Source organism: Pseudomonas mandelii (assembly GCF_024138395.1).
Taxonomy (GTDB): domain Bacteria; phylum Pseudomonadota; class Gammaproteobacteria; order Pseudomonadales; family Pseudomonadaceae; genus Aquipseudomonas; species Aquipseudomonas mandelii_E.
The window spans coordinates 81954-101416 of record NZ_JAMYDU010000020.1; the positions used below are offsets into that span (position 1 = coordinate 81954).

General features: G+C 60.3%; 15 protein-coding genes. 10 read left to right on the top strand and 5 right to left on the bottom strand.

The features are described 5' to 3' along the window. Nucleotides 1–2 precede the first annotated feature (2 nt). The 9 genes from murD (at nucleotide 3) to lpxC (ending at nucleotide 10491) form a co-directional block, all read left to right on the top strand. Nucleotides 3–1349, top strand: a complete 1347-nt coding sequence (gene murD, locus NHU87_RS22825) for a UDP-N-acetylmuramoyl-L-alanine--D-glutamate ligase (protein ID WP_253552664.1) — start codon at nucleotides 3–5, stop codon at nucleotides 1347–1349. Then, nucleotides 1346–2563, top strand: a complete 1218-nt coding sequence (ftsW, locus tag NHU87_RS22830; protein ID WP_253552665.1) for a putative lipid II flippase FtsW — start codon at nucleotides 1346–1348, stop codon at nucleotides 2561–2563. The genes murD and ftsW overlap by 4 nt, the downstream gene beginning before the upstream one ends. Continuing rightward, nucleotides 2553–3623 (top strand): undecaprenyldiphospho-muramoylpentapeptide beta-N-acetylglucosaminyltransferase, encoded by a 1071-nt coding sequence (gene murG, locus NHU87_RS22835; RefSeq protein WP_253552668.1) that lies wholly within the window; start codon nucleotides 2553–2555, stop codon nucleotides 3621–3623. The genes ftsW and murG overlap by 11 nt, the downstream gene beginning before the upstream one ends. Beyond that, nucleotides 3616–5076 (top strand): UDP-N-acetylmuramate--L-alanine ligase, encoded by a 1461-nt coding sequence (gene murC, locus NHU87_RS22840; RefSeq protein WP_253552670.1) that lies wholly within the window; start codon nucleotides 3616–3618, stop codon nucleotides 5074–5076. The genes murG and murC overlap by 8 nt, the downstream gene beginning before the upstream one ends. Continuing rightward, nucleotides 5073–6032 (top strand): D-alanine--D-alanine ligase, encoded by a 960-nt coding sequence (locus NHU87_RS22845; protein WP_253552672.1) that lies wholly within the window; start codon nucleotides 5073–5075, stop codon nucleotides 6030–6032. Before murC ends, NHU87_RS22845 begins: the two co-directional genes overlap by 4 nt. Nucleotides 6033–6036: 4 nt before the next feature. Then, a complete protein-coding gene (locus NHU87_RS22850) occupies nucleotides 6037–6903 on the top strand; it encodes a cell division protein FtsQ/DivIB (RefSeq protein WP_253552674.1) in 867 nt (288 codons plus the stop codon). A gap of 15 nt (nucleotides 6904–6918) precedes the next feature. Next, the gene (gene ftsA, locus NHU87_RS22855; protein ID WP_253552676.1) at nucleotides 6919–8178 is read left to right on the top strand and encodes a cell division protein FtsA; all 1260 of its coding nucleotides are present in this window, start codon (nucleotides 6919–6921) and stop codon (nucleotides 8176–8178) included. A gap of 95 nt (nucleotides 8179–8273) precedes the next feature. After that, a complete protein-coding gene (ftsZ, locus tag NHU87_RS22860) occupies nucleotides 8274–9467 on the top strand; it encodes a cell division protein FtsZ (protein ID WP_095051261.1) in 1194 nt (397 codons plus the stop codon). Between the two features lie 112 nt (nucleotides 9468–9579). Next, nucleotides 9580–10491 carry a UDP-3-O-acyl-N-acetylglucosamine deacetylase gene (lpxC, locus tag NHU87_RS22865; protein ID WP_007939852.1) on the top strand — a complete coding sequence of 304 codons (912 nt, stop codon included), beginning with the start codon at nucleotides 9580–9582 and terminating at the stop codon, nucleotides 10489–10491. Between the two features lie 193 nt (nucleotides 10492–10684). On the opposite strand, the gene NHU87_RS22870 is transcribed toward lpxC, so the two are convergent. From NHU87_RS22870 to NHU87_RS22890, 5 genes are all read right to left on the bottom strand, one after another. Further along, nucleotides 10685–12181, bottom strand: coding sequence for a sensor domain-containing diguanylate cyclase (locus tag NHU87_RS22870; protein WP_253552678.1), 1497 nt, complete (start codon nucleotides 12179–12181; stop codon nucleotides 10685–10687). A 232-nt stretch (nucleotides 12182–12413) separates the two neighbouring features. Then, nucleotides 12414–13778, bottom strand: coding sequence for a heavy metal sensor histidine kinase (locus NHU87_RS22875; protein WP_253552679.1), 1365 nt, complete (start codon nucleotides 13776–13778; stop codon nucleotides 12414–12416). After that, on the bottom strand, nucleotides 13768–14445 hold the full coding sequence (locus tag NHU87_RS22880) for a heavy metal response regulator transcription factor (protein WP_253552680.1): 678 nt from the start codon (nucleotides 14443–14445) through the stop codon (nucleotides 13768–13770). Before NHU87_RS22880 ends, NHU87_RS22875 begins: the two co-directional genes overlap by 11 nt. A gap of 10 nt (nucleotides 14446–14455) precedes the next feature. Then, on the bottom strand, nucleotides 14456–17557 hold the full coding sequence (locus tag NHU87_RS22885; protein WP_253552681.1) for a multidrug efflux RND transporter permease subunit: 3102 nt from the start codon (nucleotides 17555–17557) through the stop codon (nucleotides 14456–14458). Continuing rightward, entirely contained in the window at nucleotides 17554–18714 is a 1161-nt protein-coding gene (locus NHU87_RS22890) for an efflux RND transporter periplasmic adaptor subunit (protein WP_253552682.1), read from the bottom strand. The genes NHU87_RS22885 and NHU87_RS22890 overlap by 4 nt, the downstream gene beginning before the upstream one ends. Nucleotides 18715–18941: 227 nt before the next feature. Between NHU87_RS22890 and NHU87_RS22895 the strand changes: the two genes are divergently transcribed. Then, the gene (locus NHU87_RS22895) at nucleotides 18942–19301 is read left to right on the top strand and encodes a DUF6124 family protein (protein ID WP_253552689.1); all 360 of its coding nucleotides are present in this window, start codon (nucleotides 18942–18944) and stop codon (nucleotides 19299–19301) included. Nucleotides 19302–19463 lie beyond the last annotated feature (162 nt).

Sequence of the window (19463 nt, forward strand, 5' to 3'; positions counted from 1 at the left end):
GAGTGTCTCTGATCGCTTCTGACCACTTCCGCATCGTTGTCGGCCTCGGCAAGAGCGGCATGTCCCTGGTTCGCTTCCTGGCGAACCGGGGCGTGTCGTTTGCTGTCGCCGATACGCGGGAAAATCCACCGGAACTGGCCGCGCTCAAGCGTGACTATCCGCACGTGGAAGTGCGTTGTGGCGAGCTGGACGTCGAATTCCTGTGCCGTGCCGACGAGCTCTACGTGAGCCCCGGCCTGGCGCTGGCGACCCCGGCCCTGCAGGCTGCCGCCGCCCGTGGCGTGAAGTTGTCCGGCGACATCGAGCTGTTCGCGCGTAACGCCAAGGCACCGATTGTCGCCATCAGCGGTTCCAACGCCAAAAGCACCGTCACCACGCTGGTGGGTGAGATGGCCGCAGCGGCCGGCAAGCGTGTTGCCGTCGGCGGCAACCTCGGCACGCCGGCGCTGGATTTGCTCAGCGATGACGTCGAGTTGTACGTGATGGAGTTGTCGAGTTTCCAACTGGAAACCACCGATCAACTCAACGCCGAAGTGGCGACCGTGCTCAACATCAGCGAAGACCACATGGACCGCTACAGCGGCCTGCCGGCTTATCACCTGGCCAAGCACCGGATCTTCCGGGGCGCCAGGCAGTTTGTGGTTAATCGTCAGGATGCCCTGAGCCGTCCGCTGATGGGTGAAGGTCAGCCCTGCTGGACCTTCGGTTTGAGCAAACCCGATTTCAAGGCCTTTGGTATTCGGGAAGAAGATGGCGAGAAGTACCTGGCCTTCGAATTCCAGAACCTGATGCCGGTGCGCGAGTTGAAGATTCGTGGCGCGCATAACCAGTCCAACGCCCTGGCTGCCTTGGCGCTGGGCCACGCCGTGGGGCTGCCATTCGATGCCATGCTCTCGAGCCTGCGAACTTTCGCCGGTCTTGAGCATCGCTGCCAATGGGTTCGCGACCTCAATGGCGTGAGCTACTACAACGATTCCAAAGCCACCAACGTGGGCGCCGCACTGGCCGCCATCGAAGGTCTGGGTGCAGACATCGACGGCAAACTTGTGCTGATCGCCGGTGGCGATGGCAAGGGTGCCGAGTTCAAGGACCTGCGTGATCCGGTCGCGGCCAACTGCCGTGCCGTGGTGCTGATGGGCCGGGACTCCGAGTTGATCGCCCAGGCCATCGGCGATGCCGTTCCACAGATTCGCGTCAACTCGCTGGACGAAGCCGTCGCGCAATGCCGCGCCATCGCCGAGCCGGGCGACGCGGTGCTGCTGTCGCCGGCCTGCGCCAGTTTCGACATGTTCAAGAACTACGAAGATCGCGGTCACCAGTTTGTCCGCTCCGTGGAGGGCTTGGCATGAGCCTCCTGAATATCATCAAGCCGTACCCGTCGCCGATCATCACCGGGCGCGGCATCGACCTCGATTTCCCGATGCTCGCCGGTTGCCTGGCGCTGCTGGGTCTTGGGCTGGTGATGATTGCATCGGCATCCACCGAAGTGGCGGCGGTGCAGTCGGGCAGTGCCCTGTATTACATGATTCGCCACCTGATCTATGTGGTGCTGGGCCTTGCTGCCTGCATCGTCAGCATGATGATTCCGATCGCTACCTGGCAACGCCTGGGCTGGTTGATGCTGATTGGTGCGTTCGGTTTGCTGGTGATGGTGATCATCCCCGGGATCGGGCGTGAAGTGAACGGTTCGATGCGCTGGATCGGCTTCAGTTTCTTCAACGTCCAGCCTTCCGAGATTGCCAAGGTATTCGTGGTGATCTACCTCGCCGGTTATCTGGTGCGTCGCCAGAAAGAAGTGCGCGAAAGCTGGATGGGCTTCTTCAAGCCATTCATCGTTCTGCTGCCGATGGCGGGCCTGTTGCTGATGGAACCTGACTTCGGTGCCACCGTCGTGATGATGGGAGCTGCGGCGGCGATGCTGTTCCTCGGCGGGGTCGGGCTGTTCCGTTTTTCCTTGATGGTTGTGCTGGCTGTCGGCGCGGTGGTGTTGTTGATTCAAATGCAGCCGTATCGAATGGCGCGTCTGACCAACTTTGCGGACCCGTGGGCTGACCAGTTCGGTGCTGGCTATCAGTTGTCTCAAGCGTTGATCGCTTTCGGTCGCGGCGAATGGCTGGGCGTTGGCCTGGGCAACAGCGTGCAGAAACAGTTCTACCTGCCGGAAGCCCACACCGACTTCGTGTTCTCGGTCCTGGCCGAAGAACTGGGTGCCGTGGGTTCGTTGTGCACATTGGCGCTGTTCGTCTTTGTCTGTATTCGTGGCATGTACATCGGTTATTGGGCCGAGAAGGCCAAACAGTTTTTCGCCGCCTATATCGCGTACGGCTTGTCGTTCCTGTGGATCGGTCAGTTCCTGATCAACATCGGGGTGAACGTCGGCCTGCTGCCAACCAAAGGCCTGACCCTGCCATTCCTTAGTTATGGCGGCAGTTCGTTGGTGATCTGCTGTGCCTGTCTTGGCTTGTTGCTGCGCATCGAGTGGGAGAGTCGAACCCATTTGGGCAGTGAAGAGATGGAGTTCCATGAGAGCGACTTCGCCGAGGAGCCGAACCATGGGCGCTAACGTATTGATCATGGCAGGCGGCACCGGGGGCCACGTGTTCCCGGCACTGGCCTGCGCTCGCGAATTCCAGGCCCGCGGTTATACCGTGCACTGGCTCGGCACGCCGCGCGGGATCGAAAACGATCTGGTGCCGGCGGCCGGTCTTCAATTGCATCGGATCCACGCCAGCGGTTTGCGCGGCAAGGGCAAATTGTCCCTGCTCATGGCACCGTTCATGTTGCTCAAGTCGATCTGGCAGGCGCGGGTGATCATTCGTCAACTGCAGCCAGTCTGCGTGGTCGGTTTTGGTGGTTTTGTGACCGGTCCCGGCGGCGTTGCAGCCAGGCTGGCCGGCGTGCCGGTGATCGTTCATGAGCAGAACGCCGTGGCCGGTACCGCCAATCGGTTGCTGGTGCCGTTGGCCGCCCGGGTCTGTGAAGCGTTCCCCGACACCTTTACCCTGTCGAACAACCGCCGGACCACCGGTAACCCGGTGCGCACCGAGCTGTTCCTCGAAACACCGCGACCTGCTCTGGCCGGTCGCAAGGCGCGTTTGCTGATCCTGGGCGGAAGCCTGGGCGCAGAGCCGTTGAACAAGTTGCTGCCTGAAGCCTTGTCGCAAGTCGCCCCCGATCTGCGCCCGGACGTGTTTCATCAGGCCGGCAAAAACCACGATGAAGTGACTGCAGAGCGCTATCGCGCGGCTGGCGTCGAGGCGCAAGTGCAGCCTTTCATCAAAGACATGGCCCAAGCCTATGGCTGGGCCGACCTGGTGGTGTGCCGCGCAGGCGCGCTGACCATCAGTGAACTGGCGGCTGCCGGTCTGCCCTCGATGCTGGTGCCTTTGCCCCACGCGATCGACGATCACCAGACCCGCAACGCCGATTATTTGGCCCGCGAAGGCGCTGCCTTCCTGATGCCGCAAGGAACGACTGGCGCAGCGGACCTTGCCGCTCGCCTGACAGAGGTCTTGATGCAACCGCAACGACTCAACGACATGGCCACCGCGGCACGCCGCCTGGCCAAACCCGATGCCACCCGTAACGTGGTCGATACCTGCCTGGAGGTGGCCCATGGTTGAACACAAGAAAGCCATGCCGCACCCGGAAATGCGCCGCATCCGTCGCATCCACTTCGTCGGTATCGGCGGCGTGGGCATGTGCGGCATCGCCGAAGTGTTGCTGAACCTGGGCTATGAAGTGTCCGGTTCCGACCTGAAAGCATCGCCGGTGACCGAGCGTCTGGAATCTTTCGGTGCTCACATCTATATCGGCCACCGTGCCGAGAACGCCGCGAACGCCGATGTGCTGGTCACCTCCAGCGCGGTGAACACTTCCAACCCGGAAGTCGCCACCGCCCTGGAGCGCCGCATTCCGGTGGTGCCGCGTGCCGAGATGCTGGCTGAGCTGATGCGCTACCGCCACGGCATCGCCGTCGCCGGTACCCACGGCAAAACCACCACCACCAGCCTGATCGCTTCGGTGTTCGCCGCCGGTGGCCTGGACCCGACATTTGTTATCGGTGGTCGTCTGAATGCCGCGGGCACCAATGCCCAGCTCGGCACCAGCCGTTACCTGATTGCCGAAGCCGACGAAAGCGATGCCAGCTTCCTGCACTTGCAGCCGCTGGTGGCCGTGGTCACCAACATCGACGCCGACCACATGGCGACCTACGACGGCGACTTCAACAAACTGAAGAAAACTTTCGTCGAGTTCCTGCACAACCTGCCGTTCTACGGTTTGGCGGTGGTGTGCCTGGACGATCCGGTGGTGCGTGAGATCCTCCCGCAGGTGAAACGTCCGACGGTCACTTACGGTTTCGGCGAAGACGCCGACGTGCGCGCGATCAATGTGCGTCAGCAGGGCATGCAGACTTTCTTTACCGTGCTGCGCCCTGATCGCGAGCCGCTGGATGTGTCGGTAAACATGCCGGGCAACCACAACGTGCTGAACGCGCTGGCGACCATTTGCATCGCCACCGACGAAGGCGTCAGCGATGAAGCCATCGTCCAGGGCCTGTCCGGGTTCCAGGGTGTTGGCCGGCGCTTCCAGGTGTACGGCGAACTGCCGGTTGAAGGCGGCAACGTAATGCTGGTCGACGACTACGGTCACCACCCGACCGAAGTTGCGGCCGTGATCAAAGCCGTGCGCGGTGGCTGGCCGGAGCGCCGTCTGGTGATGGTTTACCAGCCGCACCGTTACAGCCGCACACGCGACCTGTACGACGATTTCGTCAATGTGCTGGCCGACGCCAACGTCTTGCTGCTGATGGAAGTCTACCCGGCCGGCGAAGAGCCGATTCCGGGCGCTGACAGCCGCAAGCTGTGCAACAGCATTCGCCAGCGCGGTCAGCTCGATCCGATCTATATCGAGCGTGGTGTCGACCTCGCACCGATCGTCAAGCCGCTGCTGCGTGCCGGCGACATTCTGCTGTGCCAGGGCGCCGGTGATATCGGCGGTCTCGCACCGAAACTATTGAACAGTCCGTTGTTCGCTGGCGCGGTTGCCGCGCCAAGCGTGGGGAAGTTGAAATGACTGCTGCTTACGCCAACCTCGTCTCCACTGTCGCGCCGAAAGACTTCGGCCGTGTCGCCGTGCTGTTCGGCGGCAAGAGTGCCGAGCGTGAGGTCTCCCTGAAATCGGGTAACGCGGTGCTCGAAGCATTGCAAAGCGCCGGCGTGGACGCCTTTGGTCTTGATGTGGGCGATGACCTGCTGCAGCGTCTGCTGAACGAAAAAATCGATCGCGCTTTCATCATCCTCCATGGTCGTGGCGGTGAAGACGGCAGCATGCAGGGCTTGCTCGAATGCCTGGGCATTCCGTACACCGGCAGCGGCATTCTGGCCTCGGCACTGGCCATGGACAAACTGCGCACCAAGCAGGTCTGGCACAGCCTCGGTATTCCGACGCCACGCCATGCGGTACTGAGCTGCGAGGCCGATTGTATTTCGGCGGCCACGGAACTGGGCTTCCCTTTGATCGTCAAACCGGCCCATGAAGGTTCCAGTATCGGGATGGCCAAAGTGACTTCCGCGTCGGAATTGATCGACGCGTGGAAAGCGGCCAGTACCTACGATTCGCAAGTGTTGGTCGAGCAATGGATTCAAGGTCCGGAGTTCACCATCGCCACCCTGCGTGACCAGGTGTTGCCTCCAATCGCCCTAGGCACGACCCACAGCTTCTACGACTACGACGCCAAGTACGTGGCTTCCGATACCCAGTACCGGATTCCGTGTGGCCTGGACAGCAACAAAGAAAAACAACTCATGGACCTCACGGCCAAAGCCTGTGAGGCGCTGGGTATCGCCGGTTGGGGCAGGGCAGACGTGATGCAGGACGCCGATGGGCAGTTCTGGTTCCTGGAAGTCAACACCGCACCGGGCATGACCGATCACAGTCTGGTGCCGATGGCGGCCCGTGCCGCCGGCCTGGATTTCCAGCAACTGGTTCTGGCCATTCTGGCCGCCAGTGTTGAAGAAGCTAGAGGTTAAGACGATGCAAGGCGCACAGCTTAGACATCAGCCTTCCGCACCCGGCCGCAAGCCGGTGCCGCGGGGTGCCAGCCGAATGGTGGCCAAAGAGCCGATGTCCGCGCGCCTGCCGAAAGCCAACTTTGGTTTTCTGAAAAGTCTGTTCTGGCCCGTGCTGCTGGTCGCGCTGGGGTTCGGCACTTATGAAGGCGCACAGCGTTTGCTGCCGTACGCCGACCGGCCGATCAGCAAGATCGCGGTTCAGGGCGACTTGAGTTACATCAGTCAGCAAGCGGTGCAGCAGCGGATCGCCCCTTACGTGGCGTCGAGCTTCTTCACCATCGACCTGGCGGGCATGCGCACCGAGCTTGAACAGATGCCATGGATTGCCCACGCCGAAGTGCGCAGGGTATGGCCGGATCAAGTAGTGATTCGCCTGGAAGAACAACTGCCGGTGGCCCGTTGGGGCGATGAGTCGCTGTTGAACAACCAGGGACAGGCGTTCACCCCGCGTGAGCTAGCGAACTACGAACACTTGCCACAGCTGTTCGGTCCGCAGCGGGCTCAGCAGCAAGTGATGCAGCAATACCAGGTGCTGAGCCAGATGCTCAGGCCATTGGGCTTCTCGATTGCACGCCTGGAATTGCGTGAACGAGGCAGTTGGTTCCTGACCACCGGCGCCGGCAGCGCGGGCCCGGGGATCGAACTGCTGCTGGGACGCGGCAAGCTGGTGGAAAGGATGCGCCGCTTCATTGCCATCTATGACAAGACGCTCAAAGAGCAGATTACGAACATTGCGCGCATCGATCTGCGCTATGCCAACGGCCTCGCTGTTGGCTGGCGGGAACCTGTAGCGCCCACGACAGCTCAACCCGCTGTCGCGAAGAATTAAGAGAGGCAGGACCCCATGGCAAACGTGCAAAGCGGCAAAATGATCGTCGGTCTCGATATCGGCACCTCCAAGGTGGTGGCGCTGGTAGGCGAGGTCGCGGACGACGGCACGCTCGAAATCGTCGGGATCGGTACGCATCCGTCCCGCGGCCTGAAAAAAGGCGTAGTGGTGAACATCGAGTCCACCGTCCAGTCGATCCAGCGCGCTATCGAAGAAGCGCAGCTGATGGCCGGTTGCCGGATCCACTCGGCGTTCGTCGGCGTGGCCGGCAATCACATCCGCAGCTTGAATTCCCACGGCATCGTGGCGATTCGTGATCGCGAAGTCAGTTCCGCCGACCTTGAGCGCGTCCTCGATGCTGCCCAGGCTGTGGCGATCCCGGCTGACCAGCGCGTGCTGCATACCCTGCCGCAGGATTACGTGATCGATAACCAGGAAGGCGTTCGCGAGCCGCTGGGCATGTCCGGCGTGCGTCTGGAAGCCAAGGTTCACGTGGTCACCTGCGCCGTCAACGCCGCACAGAACATTGAAAAATGCGTGCGCCGCTGCGGCCTGGAAATCGACGACATCATTCTCGAGCAGTTGGCTTCCGCGTATTCGGTCCTGACCGACGACGAGAAAGAGCTGGGCGTGTGCTTGGTGGACATCGGCGGCGGCACCACCGACATCGCGATCTTCACCGAAGGTGCGATCCGTCACACCGCGGTGATCCCGATTGCGGGCGATCAGGTGACCAACGACATCGCCATGGCGCTGCGTACCCCGACCCAGTACGCCGAAGAAATCAAGATTCGCTACGCCTGCGCCCTGGCCAAACTGGCCGGTGCCGGTGAAACCATCAAGGTGCCGAGTGTCGGCGATCGTCCACCACGCGAGCTGTCCCGTCAGGCCCTGGCCGAAGTGGTCGAGCCGCGTTACGACGAGCTGTTCACCCTGATCCAGGCCGAGCTGCGTCGCAGCGGCTACGAAGACCTGATCCCGGCCGGCATCGTGCTGACTGGTGGTACGTCGAAGATGGAAGGCGCGGTCGAGCTGGCCGAAGAGATCTTTCACATGCCGGTTCGCCTGGGCGTGCCGCATGGCGTCAAGGGCCTGGACGACGTGGTTCGCAACCCGATCTATTCCACTGGCGTTGGCCTGTTGATGTACGGCCTGCAGAAGCAGTCCGACGGGATTTCGTTCTCGGGCATCGGCAGCCGCGACAGCTACAGCAATGAAGAACCCAAAGCTGCCCTGCTCGATCGTTTCAAGAGCTGGGTACAAGGCAACTTCTGACAAAGCAGTTTCAAGCGACAAGTTTCAAGCGACAAGCGGTAAAGGCAGCAAAACGCAGTAGGCGAAAAAAACTAGAGAACGTAAGGAGAGGGAAAATGTTCGAACTCGTAGACAACATCCCCGCAAGCCCGGTAATTAAAGTTATCGGTGTTGGCGGTGGCGGCGGCAACGCTGTCAATCACATGGTCAAGAGCAACATTGAAGGCGTTGAATTCATCTGCGCCAACACTGATGCCCAGGCGCTGAAAAGCATCAGCGCGCGGACCATCCTGCAACTGGGTACCGGCGTGACCAAAGGTCTGGGCGCCGGCGCCAACCCTGAAGTAGGTCGTCAGGCCGCTCTCGAAGACCGTGAGCGCATTGCCGAAGTCCTGCAGGGCACCAATATGGTGTTCATCACCACTGGCATGGGCGGTGGTACCGGTACCGGTGCTGCGCCGATCATTGCCGAAGTGGCCAAGGAAATGGGGATCCTCACCGTTGCAGTGGTGACCCGTCCGTTCCCGTTCGAAGGCCGCAAGCGCATGCAGCTGGCCGACGAAGGTATTCGTCTGCTGTCTGAAAGCGTCGACTCGTTGATCACCATTCCCAACGAGAAGCTGCTGACCATCCTCGGTAAAGACGCAAGCCTGCTGTCGGCTTTCGCCAAGGCCGACGATGTACTGGCCGGTGCCGTTCGCGGTATCTCCGACATCATCAAGCGTCCGGGCATGATCAACGTCGACTTTGCCGACGTGCGTACCGTGATGAGCGAAATGGGCATGGCGATGATGGGCACTGGCTGCGCCAGCGGTCCGAACCGTGCACGCGAGGCCACCGAAGCGGCCATTCGCAACCCGTTGCTCGAAGACGTGAACCTGCAAGGCGCACGCGGCATCCTGGTGAACATCACCGCCGGTCCTGACCTGTCCCTGGGTGAGTACTCCGACGTGGGTAGCATCATCGAAGCCTTCGCTTCCGAGCACGCGATGGTCAAGGTCGGTACCGTTATCGATCCGGACATGCGCGACGAGCTGCACGTGACTGTTGTTGCCACCGGTTTAGGCGCTAAAATCGAGAAGCCTGTGAAGGTCATCGACAATACCGTTCACACCTCGATGGCCTCCCAGCCACAACAACAAGCCCCTGTTCGTCAAGAACAGCCTGCGGTGAACTACCGTGACCTGGACCGTCCGACCGTCATGCGCAACCAGGCTCAGGCCGGTGCTGCGACTGCCGCGAAGATGAACCCGCAAGATGACCTGGACTACCTGGACATCCCGGCTTTCCTGCGTCGTCAGGCCGATTGATGAAATGTATCAGGGGTATTAGGGTGATTGGTGTTCAGCAAAGGTCTGGTCTGCTATCATCGCCAGCCTTTGTTGATACCAGTTCGCAATTTGCGCTGAAGCGGCCCATGCCATGATAAAACAACGCACCCTGAAGAATATTATCCGTGCCACAGGTGTCGGCCTGCACTCCGGGGAGAAGGTCTACCTGACCCTCAAGCCAGCGCCCGTCGACACCGGCATTGTGTTTTGTCGTGCTGACCTCGACCCTGTGGTGCAGATTCCTGCCCGCGCGGAAAACGTTGGCGAAACCACTATGTCGACCACGCTTGTTAACGGTGACGTCAAAGTGGACACGGTGGAGCACCTGCTCTCGGCCATGGCTGGCCTGGGCATCGATAACGCCTACGTCGAGCTCTCCGCGTCCGAAGTCCCGATCATGGATGGTAGCGCTGGACCCTTCGTATTCCTGATTCAATCGGCCGGCCTGGAAGAACAGGACGCCGCCAAGAAGTTCATCCGGATCCTGCGGGAAGTGACAGTGGAAGACGGCGACAAGCGCGCCACTTTCGTCCCTTTCGAAGGTTTCAAAGTGAGCTTCGAGATCGATTTCGATCACCCGGTTTTCCGTGACCGCACACAAAGTGCAAGCGTGGATTTTTCCAGCACTTCGTTCGTAAAAGAAGTCAGCCGCGCCCGTACCTTTGGTTTCATGAGTGATATCGAGTATCTGCGCAAGCACAACCTCGCACTCGGCGGCAGCGTTGAAAACGCTATTGTGGTCGACGCGGATGGTGTACTGAACGAAGACGGCCTTCGCTATGAAGACGAATTCGTGAAGCACAAGATCCTCGATGCAATTGGTGACCTCTACCTGCTGGGCAATAGCCTGATTGGTGAGTTCAAGGGCTTCAAGTCCGGACATGCATTGAACAACCAGCTGCTGCGCAAGTTGATTGAGCAGACAGATGCTTGGGAAGTCGTGACTTTCGAAGACGCCAGCACTGCACCGATCTCTTACATGCGTCCTGTTGCGGCCGTGTAAGCAAAAAACCTCTCTAGTTTTTTAAAGGCTACCTTCGGGTGGCCTTTTTTTATGGCTGCGGGAAAGTGGTGTGGTGTCTGTCATGGCCTCTTCGCGGGTAAGCCTCGCTCCTACAGAGTGTGGAAGTTAAATACACTTCGTTCCTGTAGGAGCGAGGCTTGCCCGCGAAGAGCCGGCCGCCACACCGTAGATCTCAGGCTGCTGCAACCACCCGATTCCGCCCACTTTCCTTGGCCTGATACAGCGCCTTGTCCGCCGCAAACAGCAACTGCTCCAGACTGATGTCGGTTGCCGTCGTCCAGGTGCTGATACCGATACTGACAGTAATCGGCGACACATCGCTCCCCACCAATGGCAACTGCTCCACCGCGGCGCGGATGTTGTCGGCAATCTGTTGCGCGCCGGCACTGTCGGTTTCAGCCAGGATCACCGAAAACTCCTCGCCACCATAACGGGCGACCAGATCCGCCGGTCGTCGAACATGGCTGCTGATCACTTTAGCCACCAAGCGCAAGGCATCGTCGCCGCCCTGGTGGCCATGGCGATCGTTGAACGCCTTGAAGTGATCGACATCAACCATCAACAACGACAGTGGCAGACCGGAACGTTGGGCGCGGAACCATTCATGGCGCAGGGCCTGATCCAGGCTTCGCCGGTTGGCCAGACCGGTCAAGGCGTCGGTAGCGGCCAGTTGTGCCAGCTCCTGCTCGGCACTGTGGCGCCGACGCAATTCTCGGCGGAGCAACCAGGTCAGCCATAACAGGCTCACGCAGAGGGCCATGGTTGCAGAGCTGACCACCACTGCGGTTCGCTTCCAGGCCGCAAAGACTTCATCACTGGACAACGCGACGATAACGATCAACGGCAAATTTCCGACCTTGGAGAAGGTGTACAAACGCTTGTCCTGGTAGCGATCGGACATGCTGGTAAAGCTGCCGTTGCCTTCTTTGACGATGCGCTGGAAATTGGGACGGTTACTGAAGTTCTTGCCGATCAGCTCTTCGGCCAGACGTGGTTGCTGAGCCAGAAGCGTCCCGTCCTTGCTGATCAGATTGACCGTGCTGTCACGGCCGATGCTCAAACTGTTGAACAACTGATCGAAATAACTCAGCCGCATGGCAGCTTCGGCAACCCCCAGAAACTCACCTTGGGGGCCATTCACCCGCCGACTGAAACTGATGCGCCAATCCTGTTCGGGCGGCCTGGCTCTGAAGGGGGGACTGATGAACATGTCCAGGTCCGGGTTATTCACGTGAGACTGGAAGTATTCGCGATCGGCATAGTTGCCCTGCCTGGGCTCCACCGAGGCCGAGTCGGCGATCACGTCGCCCTTATTGTCGAGCAACAAAATGTTGCCTTTGTACGGCGCGGCAGTGGCGCGGTCGAAATAGGCCAGATGGCGAATGGCTGGAGAAACGCTCTTGAGGTCTTCTCGCTGGGAGGCAGCGATCAACCCCAGCAGCGACACGTCATAGAGTTCGACATTACGCAGCACGTCGGCATCGATCAATTGCACGATATTGTTGGCGGCACGAGCGGCGGACAATTCGGCATGGGCGCGTTCGCGGATCAGCAGGAACGCCACGATGCTCAGTATCGCGATCACCAACAGCACACTGCCGAGAACCAGAAGCCGTTCCGATCGTGTCGAACGGACCGGATGTTGAGATTTCGCACTGCTCACACTCATGGTTCTGACTTCTGCAAATAAGGCGTTATGAAAGTTCTTTTACAAGAATCGGGCAGAGTCCCAGGAACCGGTCGCGTCCAGAGCGCCTATATAAATGGCGGATAAAAAAAAGGCCAGCAAAACATGCTGGCCATTTGCTAATGAAAGCTTAGAAGACATTCAGCGGGTAGTCGATAATTGGAATGCATCCCCCCTGTAGGAGCTGCCGAAGGCTGCGATCTTTTGAGGCCAGTCAGACCGGCAAGTGAATCCCGAACGTATTCATCCCATGATCACTGCGCACAAACACATCCCCACCATGCATCAGCGCAATCGCCTTGACGATTGCCAGCCCCAGACCATGGTTGTTGCCGCTGTTGCTGCGCGACGCATCGACCCGGTAGAAGCGCTCGAACAATCGCGGCAGGTGCTCATTGGCAATCGGCGATCCGGGGTTGGCGACGCCGATGCTGACCTGATGCTCTTCGACTTCAATCCGTACCTGAATCACTTGCCCGGGCTCGGTGTGCTGTACCGCGTTGCTCAGCAAGTTGATCAATGCCCGGCGCAAATGGGCGATCTCGATCCGCACCTGTGCATCGCCACTGACCTGGACCTGAACCTGTGCATCTTCAAGAATGAAATCCAGATACTCCAGCGTCGTCGCCACTTCGTCTGCCAGTGAGGTAGACGTCAGTTTGGTGGCCTTGCTGCCCTGGTCGGCGCTGGCGAGGAACAGCATGTCGTTGATGATCGAGCGCAACCGTTCCAGCTCTTCGAGATTCGATTGCAGCACTTCAAAATAGTGTTCGGCCGAACGCCCGCGGGTCAGCGCAACCTGGGTCTGGCCAATCAGGTTGGTCAGCGGCGAGCGCAGTTCATGGGCCACGTCGGCGTTGAACGATTCCAGTCGCGAGTAGGCCTGTTCGACCCGCTCCAGCGTGGCATTGAACGAGCTGACGAACTGATTCAGTTCCGGTGGCAATGGCGACAGTTGCAGGCGCCCGGACAGTCGCGGTGGCGCCAGACGCTGGGCTTCCTGCGACAATTTGATCAGCGGCTTGAGGCCGATCCGCGCCACCCAGTAACCGAGTAGCGAGGCCAGCAATACGCCCACGATCGCCAGGCTGATCAGGGCGATCAGCAAGTGGTGCTGCGTCTCGTAAAAGGTTTCGGTATCGATGCCGATCATGAAGCGCAACGGCGGCCGCTGGTCCTTGGCTGGCAACTCAGTGACCAGCACTTTCAGCGGGTATGGATGGTCGGGCAATTCCATGTCGCGCATGCCCAACGGGCCTTGGGCGAAAGCTCGGATCGGCGCGTCGGGTTGGCCGTATTCATAAGCGGGATTGCCGCTGACTACCCAAAAGCGGATGCGCTTGTCTTCTTCGCTCAGCAGCTTGAGTTTGGCGTTGATCTTCACCCAATGCTCGGGCGTGCCGTAACGGTTGAGCGCCGACTCGAGCACGCTGTAACGCGCATCCAGCTCAGCTTCGGGCAGCAGGCCCAAACCCTTGTCGACTTGTTGATACAGCGCACCGCCGATCAACAGGAACACCAGCAGCGCCACCAGCGTGAACATCCCGCTCAGGCGCAGCGCGATCGAGTTACTGGACACTACGGCTCTCCAGCACATAACCCATGCCTCGAATTGTGTGCAGCAGTTTCTCTTCGAACGGCCCGTCGAGTTTGGCCCGCAGGCGCTTGATCGCGACTTCGACCACGTTGGCGTCGCTGTCGAAATTGATGTCCCAGACCATCTCGGCGATGGCGGTTTTCGAGAGAATTTCCCCTTGCCTTCGCGCCAGCACGCTGAGCAGCGAAAACTCTTTGGCGGTCAGGTCCAGGCGTGTGCCGGCACGGGTGGCCTTGCGGCTGATCAAATCTATCCACAGGTCGGCGATGCTCACTTGCACCGGTTCGTGGCCGCCGCTGCGACGGGTCAGCGCTTGCAGGCGCGCCACCAGTTCGAGGAAGGAAAACGGTTTGCCGAGGTAATCGTCGGCGCCATCGCGCAGGCCTTTGATGCGGTCTTCAACCCGCTCGCGGGCGGTGAGCATGATTACCGGGGTTTGCTTGCGCGCCCGCAGCGCCCGCAGTACGCCGAAGCCGTCGAGGCCCGGTAGCATGACGTCGAGGACAATCACCGCGAAGTCGTTTTCCAGCGCCAAGTGCAGGCCTTCGACGCCCTCGCGAGCCAGGTCCACGGTGTAGCCCTGTTCCGTCAGGCCGCGATGCAAATAGTCCGCGGTTTTTTGTTCGTCTTCGATAATCAGAACGCGCATGCCCCCCGCCTCAGTCTGTGGTCGCCTGCACCGACATCGGTGCTGGTTTAGGTCGATGGAATAGCCGCTCGAGCCACAAGTATATGACCGGAGTGGTGAACAGCGTCAGCGCCTGGCTCACCAGCAAACCGCCTACCACCGCGATGCCCAATGGCTGGCGCAGTTCGGCGCCGGTGCCGTAGCCGAGCATCAGCGGCAGGGCGCCGAGCAGCGCGGCGAGGGTGGTCATGATGATGGGGCGGAAGCGCGTCATACACGCCTCATAGATCGCCTCTTCCGGCGCCAGGCCACGGTTGCGCTGGGCGTCCAGTGCGAAGTCGATCATCAGAATGCCGTTTTTCTTGACGATGCCGATCAGCAACACCAACCCGATCAGCGCCATGATCGAGAAGTCCTGGCCGCAGATCCACAACATGATCACCGCCCCGAGCCCCGCCGAGGGCAGGGTCGAGATGATCGTCAGCGGGTGCACGAAGCTCTCGTACAGAACGCCAAGAATGATGTACACCGCCACCAGGGCCGCCAGAATCAGCCACGGCTGGCTGGCCAGTGAACTCTGGAACGCTTGGGCCGCGCCTTGGAAATTACCGCTGATGGCTGTCGGCATACCAATGTCGGTCTTGGCCTGATTGAGCATGATCACCGCATCGCCCAACGCGACGCCGGGCGCCAGGTTGAACGACAGGTTAGCCGCCGGAAACATCCCGTCGTGAGCGATGGACAACGGGCCGATGGTCGGTGCATCGAATTTCGCCAGGGCCGACAGCGGCACCATTTCCCCGCTCAGCGGCGACCGCAGGTAGAAATAGTTGAGGCTTTCAGCCTTGCCGCGCTGTTTGGTGTCCAGTTCCAGAATCACGTTGTACTGGTTGGTCTGGGTCTGGAATTCGTTGATCTGCCGCTGACCGAAGGCGTCGTACAGCGCTTCGTCGACATCGCTGGCGGTCAGGCCGAAACGCGCCGCCGCGCTGCGGTCGATGCTGATGTGGGTAATACTGCCGCCCAGTTGCAGGTCGTTGGAAATGTCGCGGAACGCCGGGTTGCTGCGCAGTTTTTCCGTCAGGCGCTGGGTCCAGGTGCTCAGGAGGGCACCGTCGTTGCTCTTGAGCACGTATTGGTACTGGGCGCGGCTCGGGCCGGAGCTGAGGTTGATATCCTGGCCTGCTCGCAAATAGAGAACGATGCCCGGGACTTTCATCAGCTGCGGGCGAATCCGGTCGATGAACTGGCTGGCGGACACATCACGGTCGCCACGTTCTTTCAGCGAAATCCAGAAGCGTCCGTTGGCGATGGTCTGGTTACTGCCCGAAACACCAACCGAGTGGGAGAACGTCTCGACGGCGGGATCGGCGGCGACGATTTCGGCCATCGCCAGGTGTTTTTTCACCATGTCGCCGTAGGAAATGTCCGCCGCTGCTTCGGTGGTGCCGAGAACGAAACCGGTGTCCTGCACCGGGAAGAAACCCTTCGGTATGAAAATGTACCCGGCGACCGCCAGGCCGAGGGACAGGCCGAACACCCCGATCGTCAATTTCTGATGGGCGAGGGCCCGGCGCAGGCCTTTCTCGTACAGCGCCAGCAAGCGTTCGCCGAAACCCGGTTTGTCGTGGGCGTGATGCACCGGCGCGCGCATGAATAGCGCGGCCAGGGTCGGCGCCAACGTCAGGGACACCACCACGGAAATCATGATGGTCGAGGTGGCGGTCAGGGCGAATTCCTTGAACAGCCGGCCGACCACACCGCCCATGAACAGCAACGGAATGAACGCCGCCACCAGCGAGAAACTGATCGAGACCACGGTAAAACCGATCTCGCCGGCGCCCTTGATCGCCGCCTCGCGCATGCCGTCGCCGGCCTCCAGATGGCGGTGAATGTTTTCCACCACCACAATCGCATCGTCTACCACAAACCCGACGGACACCACGATCGCCACCAGCGTCAGGTTATTCAGGCTGAAGCCCATGATGTACATCAGGGCAAAACTGGCGATCAGCGACACACCGAGCACCGACGCCACGATCAGGGTCGCCGACAACTGCCGCAGGAACAGCGCCATCACCGCCACCACCAGCAGAATCGCGATCAGCAGGGTGATTTCCACTTCATGCAACGAAGCGCGGATGGTCTGGGTGCGGTCGATCAACACCTTGACCTGCACCGAGGCCGGCAGCATGGCCTCCAGCGTCGGCAGGGCCGCTTGAATACGGTCGACGGTCTCGACGATGTTGGCCCCCGGTTGCCGGAAAATCACCAGGTTCACCCCCGGCTGACCATCAGCCCAGGCCTGGATGTAGGCATCTTCCGAACCGTTGACGACTTTGGCCACATCCTTGAGATGAACCGGTGCGCCGTCCTTGTAGGAAACGATCAACTGACCGTATTCCTGGGGGTGGAACAATTGGTCGTTGGTGGACAAGGTCGAAATGCTCGACTCGCCGTACAACGCACCCTTGGCCAGGTTGAGGCTGGTCTGCTGGATCGCCAGGCGAATGTCCGCCAGGGTCAGGCCAATGGCGGCGAGTTTGTCCGCCGACGCCTGCACGCGGATCGCCGGACGTTGCTGACCGGTGATGTTGATATTGCCTACGCCGTCGATCTGACTGATCTGACGGGCGAGCAGGGTTTCCACCAGGTCACTGACTTCGGTGCCGGGCAGTTGCGGCGAGTTGATGCTGAGGATCAGCACCGGGCTGTCGGCCGGGTTGACCTTTCTCCAGTTCGGCAGGTTCGGCATGTCTTTGGGCAGTTTGCCAGCGGCGGTGTTGATCGCGGCCTGGACTTCCTGCGCGGCGGTGTCGATGCTTTTGTCGAGGGTGAATTGCAGGGTCAGAATGGTCGAGCCCAGCGCGCTGCTCGAGGTCATCTGGGTCACGCCGGGGATGGCGCTGAATTGCACTTCAAGTGGCGTGGCCACCGACGAGGCCATGGTTTCGGGGTTGGCGCCGGGCAGTTGCGCGGCCACCTGGATGGTCGGGAATTCCGCTTCCGGCAGTGGCGCAATCGACAGTTGCGGAAAGGCGATGACACCGAGCAGCACCAAGGCAAAGGTCAGCAGGACCGTCGCCACCGGATGATCGATGCACCACGCGGAAACAGAGCCATGGCCCTTCATGGTTTCGGCTCCGATTGCACCACTTGCGGTGGGTCGGTCACTACTTGCACGGTCGAGCCAGGTTTGAGCCGCGACTGGCCGTCGCTGACCAGCACATCGCCCGGTTTCACGCCTTTGATGATGTCCTGGCCGCTGCCTTGATAAACCATCTGCACCTGAACGGCTTCGACCTTGTCGCCATTGACCCGGTAAACGAAATGTTGATCGAGGCCACGTTGTACGACGGTGGGCGGCACCACCAGCGCATTTTTATCCAGCGCTGTCTGAATCTTTACCGTTACCAGCAGGCCCGGCCAGAGTTTCTGTGCAGGGTTGGCGAATTCGGCCTTGGCGCGGATGGTCCCGGTGTTGGCGTTGATCTGGTTGTCGATCAGGGTCAGATGACCTTCGCCCAGCAGGTTGCCGGTTTCGCCGTCGGTGTCGGCACCGATGTAAGCCTTGACCGGCGTGTGCTGTGGATCGTTGATCAGGCCTTGCAGGATCGGCAGCATTTGCTGCGGCAGGGAAAATTCCACGGCGATCGGGTCGATCTGGGTCACTGTGAACAAGCCTTGAGTGTCAGTCATGCGCAGGAAGTTGCCTTCATCCACTGTGCGAATACCGACGCGACCGGTGACCGGGGAGCGAATCTGTGTGTAGGAAAGCTGCACCAGAGCGGCATCGATCGAGGCCTGATTGCCTTGGGCGGTGGCTTTGAGTTGGTTGACCAGGGCTTGTTGCTGGTCGTAGGTCTGCTTGGACACACCGTCATCGACGCTCAGCAGTTTGTAGCGCTTGAGATTGACCTGAGCCACTTGCAGTTGCGCCTGACTTTCGCCCAGCTGGGCCCGGGCCTGATCGAGGCTGGCGCGGATCGAACGGTCGTCGATGGTGGCCAGCAGATCACCCTTGTTCACCCGTTGGCCTTCCTTGACCAGCAGCTTGGTGAGGATGCCGTCGATCTGTGGACGCACGACCACGCTGTGCAACGACAGCACCGAGCCGATGCCGCTGATGTAGCGGGGCACGTCTTTTTCGGCGACGCTGACCACACGCACGGGGATGGCGGTGGAGGTGGCTGGTTTGGTCGTGGCGGGTTTGGCGGCGTACCACACGCCCAGCGCTGCCAGGATGATCAGAAGGGCGGCGAACAGGGCGGTCTTTTTCTCAATTCGCATGCGAGTGGGGCGCCGGGCAGAGTGGTCGGAGTTTTGTCGGTTTATCCTTCCTTTATAAACCTGTTAGCCCGTCAGGAGAGTGACTGGTAACTGACGGCGCTGTCAGTTTGGAGCCTGATAGCCGCCCAATTTCTCTCAAATGTACGCTGCCCCACTTGTAAGAGCGAGGCTTGCCCGCGAAGGCGGCCTGACAGCCGCCCAATCTCCCCCAGAAATACACCAATCCACTGTGGGAGCGAGCCTGCTCGCGATGGCGGCCCGTTTCCCCCTACGCCTGCCTCAATTCCAAACAACTCCACGACGCCGCAATCCGTGCACTCGATCACTATCTCGCTCCATCATCCGAGAAAAAGGCCAAAGCCGACCAGCGTCCAAGCACGATCTTCGTCGTCGCGCCCAACGTAGATTCCGAAACCCTGCTGGCCCATGCCTGTGAAACCCTGGCTTCGGCGAATGTCATGGCCAGTGAGTTGGCGTTCGATCTCACTGGGCCGGCGTGCAATCTGGCCTTGGGCATTCAGCAGATGATTTCGTTGGCGGAACTGTCGGTGAACCGGGTACTGGATCAGGTGGATCCGCAGGGGTAGCACAATGAAAAAAGCCCGCTGGACCAGTGACGGTCAGCGGGCTTTGAGATTTGTGGTGTTCGTGAGGGCCTCTTCGCGGGCAAGGCTGATCTGGCCTAATAATTCCGGACACCTCTTAAGGGCGATATGATTTCGCCAATTTGGAGGTTCCATGAAAGAAAG